Origin of the sequence: Vibrio viridaestus (assembly GCF_003856525.1) — a bacterium.
Taxonomy (GTDB): Bacteria; Pseudomonadota; Gammaproteobacteria; order Enterobacterales; family Vibrionaceae; genus Vibrio; species Vibrio viridaestus.
This window is the reverse complement of record NZ_RJVQ01000003.1, coordinates 434,296-454,108: the sequence shown is the minus strand read 5'-3', so window position 1 is coordinate 454,108 and position 19,813 is coordinate 434,296. Positions and strand designations below refer to the sequence as shown.

The window sequence follows — 19,813 nt, the reverse complement described above, 5'->3', positions numbered from 1 at the left end:
ATTACGCATATTTTTATTGTTCAATTAGGCGTATAATGAATCGCTATTTATATCTTTATAAATAAACCAATTCCCCGCGCTTTACATGGCACCACACTGAATCATGGATGAACAGTGAAGAACAAAAATCGCAAAGTCCCGGTTACCCGACGTAAATACAATAAGCTGGTTGCAAACGAGCTATTAGAAGATTTCGCTCTTCGTTTCACAGCAAAAAGAGCCCGCAAGTGGTCGGCGAGTTGGATAGCAAATACCGCACTAGGCATTGTTTCCTTTCTCGTTCTTGAAGCTTTGGGTGGTACAATTGCGCTAAATTATGGAGTGGTCAATTCACTGTGGGCGATAGCAGGTGTGTCTGCCGTTGTGTTCATTAGCGGCGTTCCTATTTGCTACTACGCGGCAAAGTACGGAGTGGATGCAGACCTATTAAGTCGTGGCGCTGGATTTGGGTATATCGGCTCGACAATCGTATCGCTTATCTACGCGTCGTTCACATTTATCTTTTTTGCCCTCGAAGCAGCGATCATGTCAATGGCATTGCAATTGCTGTTCGGTATTCCCTTGTTTTGGGGCTACATTATCAGCGCCATTATCGTCATTCCCCTGGTCACATTAGGTATTACTCAAATTGGTCGCTTCCAAATGTGGTCACAACCGCTCTGGTTAGCACTGCAAATCCTGCCGCTATTCTATGTGTTTAATCATCCGGAAACACAAATATCCGACTGGCTCAATTTTGGTGGGTTACACGATTATCCCGCTCAATTTGACTGGCTACTATTTGGCTCAGCTTCCGCGGTGTTACTTTCCGTCATTGCTCAGATAGGCGAACAAGTGGATTTTCTTCGCTTTATGCCTGAGCAATCTCAATGTGGAAAATGGAAATGGTGGGGAGCCATGTTACTTGGTGGACCTGGCTGGATGATTTTTGGCGCGATGAAGATTGCATTAGGTGCCTTTTTAGCTTGGCTCGCCATCAATCACGGTGTTAGTCCGTCTCTGGCTGGTGACCCTGCGCACATGTACCTCAATGTGTTTGGCTATATGACCGATAATCAAAAACTGGCTTTGCTGTTTGCTGGTGTCTTTGTCATTATCTCTCAGCTTAAAATCAACGTAGCTAACGCTTACGCCGGCTCACTCGCCTGGTCAAATTTCTTTTCTCGCCTAACCCACAATCACCCCGGTCGTGTTGTCTGGATGATTTTTAATGTCCTCATCGCCTTACTATTGATGGAATTGGGTGTTTATCAACTCATAGAAAAGACGCTCCAGGTCTATTCGGTATTGGTATTAGCCTGGATTGGTACTATCGTTGCCGATCTTGCGATTAATAAACAAATAGGCCTGAGTCCAAAACATATCGAATTCAAGCGCTCCAAACTGTACGACATAAATCCGGTTGGTCTTGGATCTATGACGATTGCATCCATCGTCGGTTTCACCGCTCATTTGGGAGTGATGGGAATTGAGATGAAAGCGTTCGCATCTTATGTTTCTTTCGCAGTGCCTTTTTTTGCGGCGCCTTTGATTGCATTACTGACAAAAAGTCGTTTCTATTTAGTACCCAATAACATTATTATTTCATCAGCTCATGAAGAACATACGTGCACAGTTTGCGAACATACTTTTGAACACGAGGACATGGCTTACTGCCCGGCATACCGGGGCTATATCTGCTCATTGTGCTGTTCACTGGATGTGCGATGTCATGATAAATGCCGCCCACAAGCCACGTTTCATGCCCAGCTAAAAGCATTACTTAACCCAATACTTCCGCACCGATGGGTAACACAATTATCCTCTTCTGTTAGTCAGTTCATTATGGTGATGTTACTAATGAGCCTCACCATTGCCGCTATTTTAGCCCTTGCATACAGTCAGGTTCCTATCTTAGAACAACCAAGAATGGCAGCTCTTTCAATGAGTCTGGTCAAAGCCTTTTCTTTACTACTGATACCCATTGGCATCATCAGTTGGCTATTTGTATTGGCTCGAACCAGTAGCCGATTAGCCATGAAGGAACTTCAGGCCCATACTCAGTTACTTACCGAAGAGATTGATGCGCACGAAAGAACCTCGATTGAACTTGAACGTGCCAAGAAACAAGCTGAAACAGCTAATAACGCGAAAAGCCGGTACCTTGCAGGTCTGAGCCATGAACTGAGAACACCACTGAACGTGCTACTCGGTTATGCTCAATTATTAAGCACTGATGTTGAACTCAACGAAGAAAAGCGCAATTACGCCAAGGTATTACAACGTAACGGAAAACACCTTGCTGACTTGTTAGAAAGCTTGCTTGAAATATCGAAAATCGAGGCGGGTCGTCTCGAACTCCATCGTGATGAATTTAGTCTCCATCAACAGATCGATCAGCTAAGTGATATGTTTGCAATGCAGGCAGAACGGAAGGGGTTAACGTTTGAATACAAGCGCTCTCCTTACCTGCCAGAGTTTGTTGCAACGGATAAACAACGTTTACGGCAAATACTCATCAATTTGCTCAATAACGCTGTAAAATACACCGAGTTCGGAAAAGTAACTTTTTCCGTAATATACCGAAACCAAGTCACGCAGTTTATCGTCGAAGATACCGGTATCGGTATTTCAGCTGAAGATCAAAAGTTAATCTTTAAGCCTTTCGAACGAATTCAAACGGAAAGTACGACTCACATTTCCGGGACCGGATTAGGACTGACAATTTCGAATGCCCTGGCTGAACTTATGGGCGGAGATATTACCTGTGAGAGCCAGCTTGGAAACGGAAGCCGATTTACACTTAAAATTCTGCTCCCTACGATTTCAGATACACAGGTCCAACCCGAGCTACCTAATACTGATGTCTGTGGTTACCAAGGATCACCCAAAACCATTTTGGTTGTCGATGATCTTGAAGACCAAAGAGGTTTGATTAAGCATATCCTATCGCCAATAGGATTTAGTGTGTTAGAAGCTAACAGTGCAGAGTCAGCTTTGGCTCTCGCCGAAAGTCAGGCAATAGACTTGTATATGCTTGATATTTTCATGCCTCATGTGAATGGCTGGCAACTCGCTATTCAACTGCGTAATAAAGGAATAACCCAGCCTATTTTAATGCTGTCTGGCAATGTACAGGAACTGGAAAGCAGCAATCACCTTCAGCATCATCACAATGGCTACTTAACCAAGCCCGTATCAATACCGGAGCTTTTAGCAAAACTAGGAAAGTTATTAAAACTGGACTGGCAATACACCGCATCCTCTATCGATGTTGAACCGGTGATCGATCAACACAAGGCGGTACCAGATGCAGCACAACTAGATAAACTAAAGCGCTTTGCTGAAATAGGCTTTATGTCGGCACTCTCCGAAGAACTTGATATACTCGAAAAACAAGGATTAAAAGGTTCAATATTTATCGAAACTCAACGTGAGTATCTCGAACATTGCCGCTTTGATAAAATTATTGAGCATATAAACGGACTTATGAATGAATAACTTTTCCGATAACAATATTATCGTTCTGGTTGTGGATGATTCTCCTGAATCATTGGGCATGTTAAACGCAACTCTTAATAAAGCTGGTTTAACCGTGCTTGTCGCTCTTAGTGGGCTGCAAGCCATTTCGATTGTCAGTAAAGTTCAGCCTGATGTAATTTTGCTTGATGCCATTATGCCCGAAATGGATGGTTTCGATACCTGCCTCAAACTCAAAGAACTCCTTCCCTCCACCCCAATTATTTTCATGACCGGCCTTAATGATTCTAAACACGTAATTCGAGGCTTTGAAGCGGGAGGCGTCGATTACATTACTAAACCGGTAGTGCCTGATGAGGTTCTCGCGAGAATCAAAGTACACAGCTATAACGCCCGCCTCGCTAAATCGGCGCAGATAGCCCTAGATTACGCAGGTCAATACATATTGTGCGTGTCTACTGTCACTGGCAATCTCGAATGGTACACTCCGCACGCGCAGCAACTGCTGGCGGAAATAAGTAATTCAGCTGATATCGCCGCAGTTTGGCAAGGCATCCAATCGGAAATTGCCATATGGCTTTTGTCTAATGATAAAAAGACGCCCCTGTTACTCGATCAGTTTACCCAACCAATTGAGGCGATTTACGCTGGGGACTACAACACACTGCATGCGTTGGTCCGTATCAGCCCGCCTAAAGTTGTAGGTACCGAAGAAGACCTTCGCCAAACTTTCAATATCACTAAACGCGAATCTCAGGTTCTCTATTGGCTCTCTTTTGGTAAAACAAATTGGGAAATTTCTCAGATATTAGAGATGAGCCCACGAACGGTAAATAAGCATTTAGAACAGGTATACAAAAAGTTGGAAGTGGATAATCGAACCTCTGCTGTAAGTATGTCTATACGTGTTTTGGAGTCGAAATGACCGCCGTAAAATCACTCTTACAGATGATTTAAAATACAAAAATACAATAAACATATAACACTTGATCAGGTTGTAACATCTAGGTGACAATCCTTTGGCGTTGCCATAAATCGTTCATTCTCTCAGGCAACCCTTCCCTTGTTAGCCATAAGCATAGATGTAAAAAGGAAATAAGATGATCGGTCCTTTCGTAAATGCCGCTTCAATTATACTTGGTGGTGTTATTGGAACTGTTGCGGGTTCTAGATTCCCGAAAAAAATGCGGGAACGTATGCCTCTGGTATTCGGACTGACCTCAATGGGTTTAGGTATCGCGATGATAATGAAAGTTCAACTGCTACCCGCAATGGTACTTTCTATGTTGATTGGAACGGTCATTGGAGAGATTTTCGATCTCGAAGAAAAGATCAAGAAACTGGCCGAAGGTCTTAAAGGTTTTATTGAAAAAGCCCTACCAAAACCGAATGCAAGTATCAGCCAAAACGAATACATCGAAACGTTCATTTCTGTGTTAATACTCTTTTGTGTCAGCGGCACTGGTGTATTTGGTTCGATGAATGAAGGGGTTACCGGTGACCCGACCTTATTAATTGTGAAATCTTTTCTCGACTTCTTCACCGCGGTTATTTTTGCGATTCGACTTGGTTTTCCTGTTGCGTCTTTGGCTATTCCACAAACTATTGTCCAGATGATATTATATTTCTCAGCGTCGGCCATCATGCCACTAACTAATGATGTCATGATTGCAGATTTCTCCGCTGTCGGTGGATTGGTTATGTTCGCAACTGGATTTCGAATTTGTGGTCTGATGCAGTTCCCTGTAGCCAACATGTTGCCAGCATTAATTATTGCGATGCCAATATCAGCATTGTGGGCGTCGTTTGTCTAATACTATCAAGGTGATGTTGTGACTCTTCTTATTGATCAAATGGCAGAACGAGCTATTCAGAAATCGATAGAAAAAGGCGATTTAGATAATCTGCCAGGTCGTGGTAAGCCTTTAGAATTGGAAGACGAAACCTTCATCCCAGAAGAGCTGCGATCAGGGTATCGAATGTTAAAAAATGCAGGCTATTTACCACCTGAGTTAGAACAGCGTAACCACGCTATTCAACTCTGCGATCTCATTAATAGTGTCGAAACCGAAACACAAGAATTGCAACATTCAATCACTGCGCTACGTAACCTAGAACTAAAAATGCGCATGAAAGGTATTAATACCCGGTTTATCTATCAATACCTGACACGTTCACTGTACAACAAGACTATTTAGACTCAATAAACTTTCCTTTGCCTGAAACCGTCGCAACTCCGTTAACAATCAACTCAGCAGATAAAAAGATAATTCTCTTTTTCCTGCCTTCTATTCGCCCGCGTACTTGTACTTTGTCACCAACATGAATCGGTTGATGAAACTTCACGGTTAACTCAGCGGTTAGACCATTAATTTGCTTCCTGAGCAGACAGTAGGTCATGACGGAATCCAAAAGTGTTGAAGCCAGTCCTCCGTGGAGCAGCCCAGTGTAACCCTGATGAATATCGCCTACCCTAAAATCCCCAATCAGATCACCATCTTCACCTTGGCAGTACTGCATACCCAGACCAGTAGCCACCGGCCCACAGGCAAAGCAGTATTGGTGTTGTGTATACTGCGCACTGTGCTCAATATTCGCAGTGCTCATTTTTTACAGTATCTGTGGTGGTTTTTTCTTTGTCTGCTTAACGAATCGAGCGACTGACAACAGGAATTTTCTAGCGCATTTTCATGTCCGTGCTGTTCACAACAACCACCTTCAAATTGCTTACGATCAAAATTAATCGAGGTTCTAGCGCGTGATAAGTCAACCAGTCGAGTTACGTTAGGATCTTCCAAGAGTCCCTGCAGGTTACTCCGTCTGCCTTTATCTGTCATTAGCACTTCAATTTTGCTCTCAAACAAGCGAGATAACATCTTAGCTCCGATGTTCTTCACCACTACTCTATCAGCATGATTCGCTAGCAACATATCAACAAGGTGTTTTTTACCTGAACAGCCAGCTCCTAAAGAAGGATTTGGTGCAGAGCAGATGAGTGCTCCGTTATCATCAACAAAAACAAAATGATGAGCTTTAGTGAAGTGGTTAGACAGTTGGTTATCCACAATAGGTAAAGCAGTAATCATATTAACGCTCCTTAAATTAAATAGCATAAGCTAAATATACCCCAATAATAAGCATATGCCATTTAATTTGCGAAAATTTACATTTCACCATCGTGTAATCGGGTACATGACATTCTAAACATCTAAACAACAGACATAAAAAAACCACAGCCAGTTAATAGCTGTGGTTTTTGAAACTTGATGAAACAGGTTATTCAGAAGTGGTCATCATCAAAGCTTTTCCGTTCAATAGGCAGTCAGAAACCTTTTGTCTTCCTGCTTTTACTAGATTAGCCAATGTTTGGCGGGAAACCCCCATGACAGAAGCGGCTTCTAGTTGTAACATTCCCTGATAATCTACCAGTCTAATTGCTTCAAACTCATCTGGATTAAGAGTGATGCGCTCTAAATTTCCCATTGGGATACCATTAGGCTTAAAACAACTGTTCGCCGGAGCCCCACAAATATTTCTAGGGATTTTTGGTCGTCCCATAGACTTGCCTCTTTTAGACCGAAATAAGAATTAATCGTATTGTCATATTCAACAAGAAAGTTCAGCAAAACTCAAGTTTATTTAGCCTATTCTCAATAAAATAACAATTAAATAAGTTTGTTACATTGTCATGGTTAATAGATAAGCAACGATAACGTTTACATTGGGTTGAATTTTAGACAAATCCACTACAGCAACCATAATCCACATTTTTTGTGTAGTTGGTCAGAATATCTAGGCCATCGGCAAACTTCAATAAGCAACAAGACTTATTAATCAGTATTTTCTGTCGCTGGTACAGTAAAGGCCATATTCGCTTCAAGAAGAGATTTTATCAGCGAAGTCATTTGCGCCGTGTCATCATTCGTTTCATGTTGATAGATAATAGGTCCACAAATATCTTCAACTTCTAAAGGGCGTCCTTTCTCACGGTCCACCAACATCGACGTTTTAATGGCATCAAAATTGGAGATCAACTCAAACATTGAATCGATATCAGTTTGAGTAATTTCTACACCGGCATAATTTGCAGCTCGAGCGGTTTCCATCATTAACTGCAGTACAACATTTTTTAGATTGGGATCGGAGGTAATACGCTTTGTGTCTAGTCCGGTTAAAGCCGATAAAGGATTCACACTGTTATTAATGATTAGCTTATTCCATAGCGCATGTTCTATATCTTCGTGAACGGTTGTCGGAATACCACTTTCATCAAATATCTTCGCAAACTGAAGAACATCATTTTCAAGCATTGGAGACATTCGATGATTAGGCCACACGCCCATTTCTATTTGCGATATCCCCTTTACTTCCACGTGACCAGGAGAAACAATATGACCGCCAATACGCACAGCTAAACCACCAATAGTCCGCTCATTACCTAATACTGACGCAATTTTAGACTCGTTAGTTACGCCGTTTTGGATCGACAGAATGGGAGTGGTGCCATTTTTTGCCCAGTCATCTAACTCATTGAGGAAGTCATCAGTCGCAGAACTTTTGCTTGCGAGAATGATAAGGTCAAAACTGGAGCAAGAGAATTCGGTTTTTAATACATCCACATCGACGGCTGTCACTTGCTGAGAAAAGGCAAAATCCTTATGTTCAACACATAGCCCATCCGCTCTCATCGCATCTAAGTGTTCACCGCGAGCAACAAAAACAACCTCATGCCCACCAGACAGAAGTCTTGCTCCGTAATAACAACCAATTCCACCAGCACCTAAAATCAAAAATTTCATGTCATCCTACTCCATTAGTTGTTGAGATGTGACCAAGGTACATCCAGCTCCGGCCATAACTTGTAATGCGGCTTCTACATCACCTGGACTCATATTTACACCTTTAGTTGCGTCCGTTATAACGTATGTTTCAAACCCTAACTCAACCGCATCTAACGCGGTAAATTTGACACAGTAATCGGTCGCTAAGCCTGTAACATAGACTTTATCTATCCCCTGAGAGCGTAGGTGTTCAGCCAGGCCTGTATCATTGATTTTTTGGTTATCAAAAAACCCGCTATAGCTATCAACATCGACATGGGTCCCTTTATGAACAACGTGATCAATCTTGTTTGTCTGTAAAGATTCGATGAATTTCGCTCCGTCAGATTCCTGTACACAATGAACAGGCCAGACGATTTGCGGTATCCCAGCGAGTTCAACTAACTCGCCCGGCTCCTTGCCTTTATGCTGCGTTACAAAGCTACCATGATTCTCTGGATGCCAATCCAACATAGCAACCACAAGATCAAATCGATCGAGAAGTTTATTTACAACCGGCACTATCTTGTCACCTTGCGGTACAGGAAGCGCTCCTGAGGGAGAGAAATCATTTTGAATGTCGACAAGCAATAGTGCCGTTTTCATGTTTGTATTCCTTTTGGTATTAGGCTTCCTTAAGAAAATTGAAAAGAGACAACGTTGATTGAGTATGGGGATCAAGAAAGTCGAGATGCATACCCTGCCTTATTTCAGTATAACGAACATCGCATTTGAGGTTTCTAGCCTTTTCCATGTACTTATGAGTTTCCGCGACGTCAACATACTCATCACTATCCCCATGAATAACAATCTGGGGAACGTTATTTGGTAGCAGATCGATTGGTGAGAAAGATTGATATCGACTTAGATCTTGTTCAGGAGTGGTTTTGAGGAGCTGACCGACAGCATCCTCTCCCAGCTGTGCTCTGTGGCTTGCGACTAAATCGACCACAGGCGCCAATGCGTAGATTCTGTCTAATCGCACTTTAAGAAATTTCTGCTGATAACCCAACCACAAAGCCAAATGACCTCCAGCTGAGTGACCGACTATTTGTACATTTAATGGTATAGGCAAAGACAACTGGGAGATGAAATTTACTGCAGCAACAACATCTTCAAACGTATTTGGCCATCCGCCATCGCGCTCTCGTACTCGACGATACTCGATATTCCAAACGTAATATCCATCATCACGTAATGAATTCGCAATAGCGTTCATCTGCTCTTTTGAATGAGGATAACGCCAGTATCCACCATGAATCAGACAAATGAGTCCTTTGCAGGTTTTGGCCGAGTCAGGGCGATATAGATCAACGCACTGACTCTCTTCTGTTCCGTATTGATACGTGGTAAATCCATCTGCCATCTAAATTTTCCGATAAATATTTAAACTACTTAACTTTGTGATAAGTGATGTTTAATAGCCCTTTTTCTTGAATCAAAGTTTTGTCATCAACAATTTTCCAAACGTCGACTTCCTGATTGTTACGTTCAAAAACAAGGTATCTTTTACCGCCTGACGAGCGCTCAAAAATCTTATCGAACTGAGTCCGTTTACCTTCAATATCAATATAGTCCTCACCAATAACAATATTATCTTGTGGCGCATACTGAGCGATATTACTCAAAAGTTCATTATTCGCTCCAGTCTGAGCGGAATACTCACCTTCAAAACCATTTTTACAACCGACTAAAGCTAGCGCTAGCGCGATCACTAAACCGACTTTTTTCATTTATGTAGTAATCCTGTAGTAACAATCTTAATTATTTATGAGTCTTTCAGAAACGGTGAGACAGCATCTGCAATAGTGCTTTTACCGTCGGTTAACTCTAGTATTTGTTTTTTGATTTGTGGCGAGTCAATCAATTTAGCTAAGGTGTTTGCTACGTTTCCCCGCTTAACACTGCCATAATTAAGTGACCAACCGAGCGCGATTTTTCCATCTGCATCTTCATGAAGTAACGTCCCAGGGCGCAAAATTACCCAATCTAAATCGCTTGCGGTAACGTAGGTATCTGCCTGCTTTTTCACTTTCATGTAATGTTCAAACCCAGGTTTAGGATCGTTACCTCTTCCTGCTTCTGGAAACGCAGACACTAAGTATATACGTCGGATTCCATTACGCTCAGCCGCTTCAACCATCTTGACTGGGCCCTGCCCATCTATCTCACTAGTTCTAGGTAATCCGCTTCCAGCAGCGCCTGCGGAAAAAACAATGATATCGCAGCCTTTAGTCATATCTGTCAACTGTTCAGCCGTCATTTCCATCAGATCGGCTTTAACGGTTTCACAACCTATGGCTTTAAGCGTTTCTTTTTGTTCATCAGAACGGTACATGGCTTTCACCTTATGCCCGTTGTGAATAAGTTCAGGACAGAGTCTATGTCCAACACCGCCAGTTGCCCCTATCACAAATACTTTTGACAAACGTTTATCCCCCATTAACTCGGCTTTAAGCATGAAAACAATGTTAGCATGATTAAAACGCATAATTGAGACACACTATGTCATCGTTTTGATAATTGTTCTTCCAGATGCCAAGCGTATTCCATTTGCCTTGCAACCTTGGTGGCGGTTTCATTTGTTGTCAACGTAGCCAGAATCGTCAAACTCATGTCGATTCCAGCTGAAATACCACCTGATGTATACAAATTTCCCTGTTTAACAACTCTTTGATTTTCGACCACATTGAGTTCTGGATAGCGTTGCTTGAGATCTGAAATATCTTCCCAATGAGTGGTCACGGTTTGGTGGGTTAACACCTTGGCTTCAGCAAGTAAGAACGCCCCCGTACAGACAGATGCGGTAATTTGAGCGCTTATAGCGGCTGATGATATCCATCGAATTAAAGAACTGTCGTTCATCACATTGAGGTGAAAACCACCCACTACGATCAATACATCAATATCTGGACAGTCATGAATAGAATAATGCGGCAGGACATTATAGCCTCCACGAGCTTGAACAGTATCTGAACTTGCTGCAATCAAGGATACGTTCCAATCCAGAGCATTAATTCGTTTTGCGGTGGAGAATACTTCGAAAGGACCAGAAAAATCGAGGACTTCTGCATCGTCATAAATCACAATACCTATGTGCATACAACAATCCCTATGCTGCTATATGTATAGTAAAATATAACGTGCTGTATCAAAGTGTAAAGAGGTTATTGAGCGATGAGCCACTGCATCATGGTATATGCAGTGGAATCTCAAAATTCGGTGAGAGTTTTTCTAATTAAGAATGTCTAAATCGCTAAGTTTCGAATGCATTAGTTCAAAGTAACGTTACTTCCTTTAGCGCCAAGTTCACCAGTTGTGTACTGAGCCACGCCTTCAGCAAAACTCCAGTCTCCGCGTTCATTGGCAAAGAACGAAATCATCAGATCGGTCTCTTGCAAACCACAACGCTCTTTCAATTTTTCACATAGAGACTTCATGAAACGCTCTTTCTCTTCTACTGTTCGTGGACTGGTAAACACTCTCAGAACAACCATATCTTCTGTACGAGTGAAACCCAAACCTGTATCTTGAATTACCATACGAGTTGCTTTGTTCTCGTGAACAATTTGGTAACGGTCACGTTGAGGAACGTTAAACGACTCAACAACCACTTCGTGCGTTGCGTCTAGAAGCTCTTTGATCTCTTCATCACTACGACCTTCAACTACATCAAATACTAACAATGGCATAATGTTTTCCTTTTATCTAACTGACTATAACTCAAAAACGAAATTTAATTTTTAGTGATCTATGTCACAGGGTTAATATTAAGGAAATAAACGTTTCGTTTCAACACAAAATGAAATAATATTTTCAAATATGCTAAGAACTAAATCGAATAAGGCTCATTAATTCGCTTTCAAGTTCGAACCATTCGCACAGTTTTTCTCTATATTACCGTCAAGCGCTGCGATTAAATTGTCGGTCGCACACACAGCCATAGCATGACGCGTCTCATGTGTAGCGGAACCAATATGAGGAAGCAATACCGCATTAGGAATACTCATCAATGGTGATGTCTCAGGTAATGGCTCGACTTCAAAAACATCTAAACCCGCAGCAGCTATTTCTTTCGATAACAGCGCATCAACCAAGGCTTTCTCATCGACCACAGTCCCACGTCCAACATTGATAAACACTGCGCTCGATTTCATGAGTGCAAATTCTCTAGCTCCAATAAGGTGAAAGGTTTCTTCTGTGGCCGGAAGCAAGCTGACGACAAAATCACACTGTTTGAAGAGTTGCTCCAAAGGTAGCCAAGTGGCATCCAATTCAGCTTCTGTCTGGTCGTTTCTAGAACGATTATGATAGTAGACTGGCATGTTAAATCCCAGCTTAGCTCTTTTGGCAACGGCTGAGCCAATTCGGCCCATACCTATAATACCGACTGACTTTCCTGCAACGTTTAGCCCGTATAACTCCTCTCCAATACCGCTCTTCCAATCACCACGCAAAATGTAATTGGATAGCTCTACTGCTCTTCTTGCTGCACACATCATCAACATAAATGTGGTATCTGCAGTTGTTTCAGTCAGTACATCCGGCGTGTGCATGAGTGGAATACCTCTCTCATTTAAAGCAGCAATATCAAATTGATCAACACCAACTGAAATTGTAGAGAGAGCTTGTAAATCAGGTGCAGACGAAATTAATGCACTGTCAATAATAGCCCCAGAACCTATCGCACCGTGACTACAACGAAATGCCGTAACAAACTCTTCTTGGTTAGCCGTAGCATTATCAATCACCTTTACTTCATAGCGTTGCTCTAATTTTGATAATTCTGTTGCTGGCAAATCTTTGTACACCAGTACTCGCTTTTTCATGTTTATTTCCTTTAAACGTCACGAACTAATTTTGGTTACTGACTCTCTGTAATGACTTACGAGGGTCTCTTCCACCAGTCAGGCGTGCGAAGATAAGTGGACTATATTTGGCGCACACATGTGCCAAGCCAAAGACAACAAGCAAACATAATGGAAAGTTGATGTAAAAGGCATAGGCTTTGTCAAAATACGCATACGTAATATCACGCATGTAAACCAGAGGCACAAAGTGGAACAAGTAGGCAAAAAACGTCAGCCCTGAGAGATAAATAATCGTTTTATTATTTGCTAGATAAACAGATAACTGCATAAGCGAAATCACGCCTACAGCAATTGCCGTTTTATATATCAAGATAGACTGTAATGTATAATCATCGTCATACCAAACATTTATTTTAGGATCGATATATACACGGACTGCAGTTAATATTAACCAGACAAATAAGATAAATGATTTATATAACCCTTTAATATTCACTAATGCAAAAAACTTATCTTTATTATCGTAGGCAATTCGACCCAGCATAAAGTAAAACAGTGTTTCGATATTGACTAGATACCAACCAGACACAACGGGTAATGGCTGATAATCGAGCCACCACGAAACACCCATAATCGCTGTCGCACCATATGCCAAAACCCTTTCTTTAGTAAATAAAATAGGCGATGCCAGCGTTAGTATAATCAGATCGCGTAAAAACCAAAATTGGATCGATTTAGGGTGCATCACTATCACATGAAACAGATGTTCAGGGGAGATAGTCGAATTGCTTCGAGCTGGGTCTATCCACTTGACCGTTTCAGACAGAACAAATATTGCTGTAGAACCAATAACATAGGGAAGAATAAGTGTTTTTATCTTGCCAGAGTATATCGTTTTATAGGTTCTGTCAGATTGGAGCTGCTTAGCAAGAAAAAAGCCCGATGTGAGTGCAAAAAATGGCACCGCGACTCGCGATATACCATTAGAGAAAAACTCTTGAAACAGATAATTCCAACTTTCTAATTCTGGTCCATCTACATGGATTTTAGAACTGTAATGAATCGCTATTACAAATAAAGTAGCGATAAAGTTAGCGACCATCATGCCTGAAGTTACCGCTTTATTATTGTCCACAAGATCCTCTCTACTCTGGTTTTGTCGACAACAACATTAGCACTCAAAACTAAATCCGATATGGAAAACAATAAAAATTTACATATTTCTTACGTTATTATAAAAATAAATTTTCTTAGCGTAGTTTATGTAAACTTTAATTAAAAACCAAAAAACAATAATAAGAAAACTTATATATTGTAGATAAATAAAAATTTAATTAAATATGAAATAATTACACTTTAAATGTAGAAATGTAATATATTCAGTTTTATTAAATTAATTTAAACCTTTAAAATCAACCACTTAAAATCTGGCACATATATCGCTTAGTCCATTTCATACTTTCAAGAACGACCCAACTAGGAGATAACAAATGAAAAAATTACTTCCTGTAGCAACTGGCGCTTTTGCATTATTAACGCTTTCTGGTTTCGCGCAAGCTGCTGATAACGATTATGGCCTTTATGTCGGTGGTAATTATGGATATGTCAAAGTCGATGGTCAGGATGACTTTGATGACGATAATGATGTTTATCAGGGTCTACTGGGCTTTCGCTTTAACAAATACCTCGCTTTAGAAGGTAGTTACATTGATTTTGGCGACTACGGTAAAAGTGGCGCGAGTGCCAGTACCGATGGTTACACCGCCGCACTTAAAGTGATTGCTCCTATAGGCGAGCGAGTTGAGCTTTACGGTAAAGGTGGTCAGCTCTGGTACAACACCGATTATAGTGTCCTTGGAGTGAACGGGAGCAGAGACGATGAAGGTGTTTTTGCAGGTGCAGGTGTAGGCTTCAAAGTGACAGACAATTTCCTAGTTAACGTCGAATACACATGGTATGACGCAGACATCGACGCCGATGCCGTATCCAACGGTGCAGACACGGAAACAGACTTCAAACAGGCATCTGTCGGTGTTGAATATCGCTTCTAAAATCTCAAATCACTTTTCCATTATAACTTAATCCAATGCCTTTACAGCTACCCATTGGTAGCTGTCTTTTTTATTACGGAGGAAGCAATGAAGTTGAATCAAATCGGTATATGTAGCTGGACTCTCGGTATAAACGATCTCGATGAGTTGATGAAGAAGGTGAAGTCTCTGGGTCTCAATTCCATTCAATATTGTGAACCGATGGAACGACATAACCCAGAAGATGTGAAACAGGCAGCTGAGAAATACGGTCTAGACATTCTCGTATACGACCCGTTTGGCTATGGTCCTGGAGGTATTTACGGTGACGGTAATATCGAAAGTGCCATCACTATGTATAAAGATGTTGTTGATTATGCTCACGCTCTTGGTTGTGGAGCCACTCTACAAGGTTTGAGTGTATGGACAAAGGGTTGCGACAGCGATAAGGAAGCGTGGGATCAATTAGTCCGAAGCGTCCAAGTTATCAGTGACTATGCCTTGTCTAAAGGTGTCGATTTATCGTATGAGCCTTGTAATTTATATGAGGTACCCTTTATTCATACAGCGGACGAGTACCAGAAGCTAGTTGATGAAACTGGCTGTTCAGAAATAGCGGTTTTACTAGATAGCTTTCACATGAACATAGGTGAGAGAAATCCAATGAAAACGCTGCATGAGTACAGTAAACGCAACTCGATCTTTCATATCTCAGGAGCAAACAGAGAAGGTATAGCACAAGGTAATCTTGACTTCTTTGCTTATCACAAAGGTCTGGAAGATGGCGGCTTTGAAGGTCCGTTTGTCTTTGAATTTGTACTCAAAGGTAATCCAGTAAACACTCCCCCTCGCAACGACGCGGAAATGGAAGAACTTTCTCAACAAATTACTCAGTCGTTAAATATATGGAAGAGTTACTTTACGCAGCAGCAATAATTGATACAAAAAAAGCCAGCATTGCTGGCTTTTAAATTAAGTACGATGTGATTCTCGTTATACGGTTAGCTTTTCAAAATCTCTTTCATCTCACCAGCAATAATTTCTGCTTGCGGTCCCAGAACCACCTGGACGTTATGAGCATTAAGTTTAACAATACCGCTTGCTCCTAACGATTTAATTGTTGCTTCATCGATACTTGCCATGTCATTTACTGACAGGCGTAAACGAGTAATACACGCATCAATCTGATCCAAGTTTTGCGCGCCACCTAGTGCGGAAATGTATTGTCTTGCTACAGCCACCATGTCACCATTCTTACTTACGCTACCACTATTGCTGATACTTGTTTCTTCTTCACGGCCAGGAGTTTTAATGTTGAAAGCCTTAATCATGAAGTAGAAGACAACAAAATAGATCACACCAAAAATCAAACCAACCACAATCAACAGCGCAGGTTTAGTTGCTAAGCCCCAGTTGATTACAAAGTCAAACAGACCAGCCGAAAACCCGAAACCATCCAGAATACCCAGAGAGTTCGTCACAACTAAGGAGATCCCGGTCAGTACAGCATGAATTGCGTATAAAGCGGGAGCAAGGAACATGAAGGTAAACTCAAGTGGCTCGGTTACACCAGTCAAAAAAGCGGTTAGAGCAACTGAGGCAAGTAACCCCCCTACCTGTTTACGACGACTTTTCGGTGCGGCGAAATACATTGCTAGTGCTGCACTTGGTAGACCGAACATCATGATTGGGAAAAACCCAGTCATAAATACTCCAGCATCAGGATCACCAGCAAAGAAACGGTTTAGGTCTCCACGAGTTGTTTGTGCAGCAATCTCTTTAATTAGGCTACCATCAATATTTGGCAATGCTGCACCAATTGAGTAAGTTTTAGCTAATGCCGGATCAACACAGATGTTTTGAATCGCACCAGCCAGCTCATAAGTAACCTTAGTACACTCACCTAACCCAAACCAAAAGATCGAATTCATTACGTGGTGTAAACCAACCGGGATTAGCGCACGGTTTAATGTACCGTAAGCAAACTGTCCCAAAGCGCCAGAATTGGCAACCGCGTGACCAAAAGAATCGATACCATTCTGAATTGAAGGCCAAACAACACCCATAATTCCAGCTAGAATCAATGAAATTAAGCCAGTCATGATAGGGACTAAACGTTTACCACCAAAGAAAGCCAAATAAGCAGGCAAAGTAACATTGTAAAAGCGATTATAAGAATGACCTGCCACAATACCGGCCACGATACCACCAAAGAAAGACATATTAATATCTGCATTAATGGTTTTTGCAGCTTCAGTGAGAACTAAATAGCCAATTGCACCGGCAAGACCGGCGGCACCGGCATCATCTTTTGCCAGACCCACAGCGATCCCAATAGCAAACAATAAAGGAAGTTGCCCAAATATTGCACCACCACCTTGAGCCATAAACGCAATATTGAGCATGTCAGGCTGCCCTAATCTAAGTAGTATTGCAGCGACGGGGAGAATCGCGATCGGGAGCATGATCGCCTTCCCTAATTTTTGTGTGTATCCCAGTACGTTCATAGCTTCCTCCAGTTGAATTCTGTACTGCGAATAAAGTTTGTAATCATACTTTATCCATTGCTCACTCTTATCTTAGTTCATCCAATAAACTAAGTGTTAATATTTATGTCACACTTTTACTCTTATTGCAAAATTTTTCAGCTAATAACTTGCCAAATACAATTACTTTATTCAATATGTAAACAAAGAACACTAAATTTGATGATTTGAACGGAGAATGAACATGCGCTTACTACCATTAAAAAATAAAGTCCAGGTTGGAGAGTGGACCGCAAATTACATCGTAAAAAGAATTAATCAGTTTTCTCCTTCCAAAGAACGCCCTTTTGTACTGGGTTTGCCGACAGGCAGCACTCCTCTTACTACATATCAAGCATTGATTCGCCTTTATAAAGAAGGGAAAGTAAGCTTTAAGCATGTTATTACATTTAATATGGATGAATACGTAGGCTTGGAGTCATCCCATCCTCAAAGCTATCACGCATTTATGTTCGACAACTTTTTTAACCACGTCGATATCGACAAAAATCACGTCAATATCCTAAATGGTATGGCAAATGACCTTGATACAGAATGCCAAGCATATGAAGATAAGATTCGTAGTGTGGGTGGAATTCACTTGTTTTTTGGCGGTGTTGGAAGCGATGGTCATATTGCATTTAATGAACCAGCTTCATCTCTTAGCTCTCGTACTCGCATAAAAACATTAACCCCAGAAACCATTCAGGATAACGCGAGATTTTTTGATGATGATATCGCTTCAGTTCCTAAAATGGCCCTGACTGTGGGTGTAGGTACACTACTGGACGCGAGAGAAGTGCTTATTCTAGCAACTGGTGCTAATAAAGCACTTGCCGTACAAGCTGGCGTAGAAGGTGCAGTTAATCACTTATGGACGATATCTGCACTCCAGCTCCATGCTAAAAGTATTATTATTTGTGATGAGCCAGCCTCTATGGAGCTAAAAGTAAAAACTCTACGTTACTTTCAGCAATTAGAAGAGAAAGAAATCCGCGCCGTTGATGAGGGTAAATAAGTATGCTCGCTTTAACTAACGGTATAGTTTTTACTGGCTTTGATACCCTGCATAACAAGGCAGTCTTAGTAGAAAATGATACCATTGTCGATATTATCGACGAGACAGGAATTCCCGGCAGCGCGGAGATATTTGATACTCATGGACAGTGGATATGCGCAGGCTTCATTGATCTTCAGCTCAATGGATGTGGCGGTATCATGTTTAATGATAAACCTGACGTTGCTACTCTTGAACACATGCATCAGGTAAATTTGAAGAGTGGAACCACGAGCTTTTTACCCACCCTGATTAGCGACAGTGATAATACCATCCGATTAGGAATAGAGGCCTGCAAGCGCTATATGAGCCAACATAAGCATCAAGTGTTAGGCATGCACCTTGAGGGTCCTTACACCAACCCCAAACGTAAAGGAATCCATCCTGAAGCTCAGCTACGTCAGCCAAATGAGGAAATGATCTCTTGGCTAGCAGAACAATCCCAGTGGCTAAAAAAAATCACCCTCGCCCCAGAGATGAACAAAGAGGAGCATATTAAACAGTTAATAGATGCTGGGATTATCGTTAGTATCGGCCATACAGCAGCGACGTATGATCAGGCTCGTCGTGCGATTGAAAATGGCGTGTCATTTGCAACCCACCTTTATAATGCGATGAGCCCTACATCAAGTGGACGTGAGCCCGGAGTTGTGGGGGCAGTGCTTGATGCTCAACATATTTATGCTGGAATTATCGCCGACGGTTACCATGTTCACTGGGCAAACATCCGAATCGCTAAGTCTATTATGCAAGAAAGGCTTTGCTTAGTAACAGACGCAACAGCAGGCGCTAATGCGCCTAAAGATATGTCTTCGTTTGACTTTTGCGGTAGTAAAATACTCATCCAAAATGGGAAATGCGTTGATGAAAACGGAACCCTCGGTGGCTCAGCGCTGACTATGGATGAAGGCGTCCGTCTGTTAGTAGAGAAGGCGAATATTGCAAAAGAAGAAGCAATACGAATGGCAACACTCTACCCGGCTAAAGCGATTGGCGTAGATAACTCACTGGGACAAATCAAACCAGGATACACAGCAAACTTGATCGTTATGAATCAAGACTATAAAGTGTCAGCGTCCATAGTGAATGGAGTGATAATGAGGAATTAATT

At 41.7% G+C, this 19,813-nt stretch carries 21 protein-coding genes; 8 read left to right on the top strand and 13 right to left on the bottom strand.

The genetic code is table 11. From position 1 onward, the window contains the following. Window positions 1-114: 114 nt before the first annotated feature. The 4 genes from EES38_RS09660 to EES38_RS09645 all read left to right on the top strand — a co-directional run bounded on the left by EES38_RS09660 (window position 115) and on the right by EES38_RS09645 (window position 5,657). Window positions 115-3,480 (top strand): hybrid sensor histidine kinase/response regulator, encoded by a 3,366-nt coding sequence (locus EES38_RS09660; protein ID WP_124936971.1) that lies wholly within the window; start codon window positions 115-117, stop codon window positions 3,478-3,480. After that, the gene (locus tag EES38_RS09655) at window positions 3,473-4,384 is read left to right on the top strand and encodes a response regulator transcription factor (protein WP_124936970.1); all 912 of its coding nucleotides are present in this window, start codon (window positions 3,473-3,475) and stop codon (window positions 4,382-4,384) included. The genes EES38_RS09660 and EES38_RS09655 overlap by 8 nt, the downstream gene beginning before the upstream one ends. 175 nt (window positions 4,385-4,559) lie before the next feature. Then, window positions 4,560-5,273: a DUF554 domain-containing protein gene (locus EES38_RS09650; protein ID WP_124936969.1), complete on the top strand. Its 714-nt coding sequence runs from the start codon at window positions 4,560-4,562 to the stop codon at window positions 5,271-5,273. Between the two features lie 18 nt (window positions 5,274-5,291). Further along, window positions 5,292-5,657 carry a DnaJ family domain-containing protein gene (locus EES38_RS09645; protein ID WP_208020423.1) on the top strand — a complete coding sequence of 122 codons (366 nt, stop codon included), beginning with the start codon at window positions 5,292-5,294 and terminating at the stop codon, window positions 5,655-5,657. Here EES38_RS09645 and EES38_RS09640 read toward each other — a convergent pair. The 12 genes from EES38_RS09640 to EES38_RS09585 form a co-directional block, all read right to left on the bottom strand. Then, a complete protein-coding gene (locus tag EES38_RS09640) occupies window positions 5,650-6,066 on the bottom strand; it encodes a PaaI family thioesterase (protein WP_124936968.1) in 417 nt (138 codons plus the stop codon). The genes EES38_RS09645 and EES38_RS09640 overlap by 8 nt on opposite strands. Then, complete coding sequence (locus EES38_RS09635) at window positions 6,063-6,545, bottom strand: NifB/NifX family molybdenum-iron cluster-binding protein (protein ID WP_166434234.1); 483 nt, start codon at window positions 6,543-6,545, stop codon at window positions 6,063-6,065. Before EES38_RS09635 ends, EES38_RS09640 begins: the two co-directional genes overlap by 4 nt. A gap of 190 nt (window positions 6,546-6,735) precedes the next feature. Further along, a complete protein-coding gene (locus EES38_RS09630) occupies window positions 6,736-7,017 on the bottom strand; it encodes a DUF134 domain-containing protein (protein ID WP_124936966.1) in 282 nt (93 codons plus the stop codon). 272 nt (window positions 7,018-7,289) lie between these two features. Further along, complete coding sequence (locus tag EES38_RS09625) at window positions 7,290-8,258, bottom strand: ketopantoate reductase family protein (protein WP_124936965.1); 969 nt, start codon at window positions 8,256-8,258, stop codon at window positions 7,290-7,292. 6 nt (window positions 8,259-8,264) lie between these two features. Then, window positions 8,265-8,885, bottom strand: coding sequence for a bifunctional nicotinamidase/pyrazinamidase (gene pncA / locus EES38_RS09620; RefSeq protein ID WP_124936964.1), 621 nt, complete (start codon window positions 8,883-8,885; stop codon window positions 8,265-8,267). 19 nt (window positions 8,886-8,904) lie between these two features. Beyond that, on the bottom strand, window positions 8,905-9,645 hold the full coding sequence (locus tag EES38_RS09615; RefSeq protein ID WP_124936963.1) for an alpha/beta hydrolase family protein: 741 nt from the start codon (window positions 9,643-9,645) through the stop codon (window positions 8,905-8,907). A 25-nt stretch (window positions 9,646-9,670) separates the two neighbouring features. Then, a complete protein-coding gene (locus EES38_RS09610) occupies window positions 9,671-10,012 on the bottom strand; it encodes a hypothetical protein (RefSeq protein WP_124936962.1) in 342 nt (113 codons plus the stop codon). A 35-nt stretch (window positions 10,013-10,047) separates the two neighbouring features. Then, window positions 10,048-10,770 (bottom strand): SDR family oxidoreductase, encoded by a 723-nt coding sequence (locus EES38_RS09605; RefSeq protein WP_208020422.1) that lies wholly within the window; start codon window positions 10,768-10,770, stop codon window positions 10,048-10,050. Between the two features lie 17 nt (window positions 10,771-10,787). Beyond that, window positions 10,788-11,381 carry a DJ-1/PfpI family protein gene (locus tag EES38_RS09600; protein ID WP_124936961.1) on the bottom strand — a complete coding sequence of 198 codons (594 nt, stop codon included), beginning with the start codon at window positions 11,379-11,381 and terminating at the stop codon, window positions 10,788-10,790. Between the two features lie 170 nt (window positions 11,382-11,551). After that, complete coding sequence (locus EES38_RS09595; protein ID WP_124936960.1) at window positions 11,552-11,971, bottom strand: tautomerase family protein; 420 nt, start codon at window positions 11,969-11,971, stop codon at window positions 11,552-11,554. A gap of 159 nt (window positions 11,972-12,130) precedes the next feature. Beyond that, a complete protein-coding gene (locus EES38_RS09590) occupies window positions 12,131-13,108 on the bottom strand; it encodes a 2-hydroxyacid dehydrogenase (RefSeq protein WP_124936959.1) in 978 nt (325 codons plus the stop codon). 25 nt (window positions 13,109-13,133) lie between these two features. After that, window positions 13,134-14,225 (bottom strand): acyltransferase family protein, encoded by a 1,092-nt coding sequence (locus tag EES38_RS09585; protein WP_124936958.1) that lies wholly within the window; start codon window positions 14,223-14,225, stop codon window positions 13,134-13,136. Window positions 14,226-14,580: 355 nt separating this feature from the next. Here EES38_RS09585 and EES38_RS09580 point away from each other — a divergent pair, with 355 nt between their 5' ends. Further along, a complete protein-coding gene (locus EES38_RS09580) occupies window positions 14,581-15,141 on the top strand; it encodes a porin family protein (RefSeq protein ID WP_124936957.1) in 561 nt (186 codons plus the stop codon). Between the two features lie 87 nt (window positions 15,142-15,228). Beyond that, window positions 15,229-16,056, top strand: coding sequence for a sugar phosphate isomerase/epimerase family protein (locus EES38_RS09575; RefSeq protein WP_124936956.1), 828 nt, complete (start codon window positions 15,229-15,231; stop codon window positions 16,054-16,056). 65 nt (window positions 16,057-16,121) lie between these two features. Here EES38_RS09575 and nagE read toward each other — a convergent pair whose 3' ends face one another. Next, window positions 16,122-17,627: an N-acetylglucosamine-specific PTS transporter subunit IIBC gene (gene nagE / locus EES38_RS09570; RefSeq protein WP_124936955.1), complete on the bottom strand. Its 1,506-nt coding sequence runs from the start codon at window positions 17,625-17,627 to the stop codon at window positions 16,122-16,124. Between the two features lie 223 nt (window positions 17,628-17,850). On the opposite strand from nagE, the gene nagB reads away from it, so the two are divergent. Then, window positions 17,851-18,663, top strand: a complete 813-nt coding sequence (nagB, locus tag EES38_RS09565; protein WP_124936954.1) for a glucosamine-6-phosphate deaminase — start codon at window positions 17,851-17,853, stop codon at window positions 18,661-18,663. A 2-nt stretch (window positions 18,664-18,665) separates the two neighbouring features. Continuing rightward, window positions 18,666-19,811: an N-acetylglucosamine-6-phosphate deacetylase gene (gene nagA / locus EES38_RS09560; protein ID WP_124936953.1), complete on the top strand. Its 1,146-nt coding sequence runs from the start codon at window positions 18,666-18,668 to the stop codon at window positions 19,809-19,811. The last annotated feature ends 2 nt before the right edge of the window (window positions 19,812-19,813 follow it).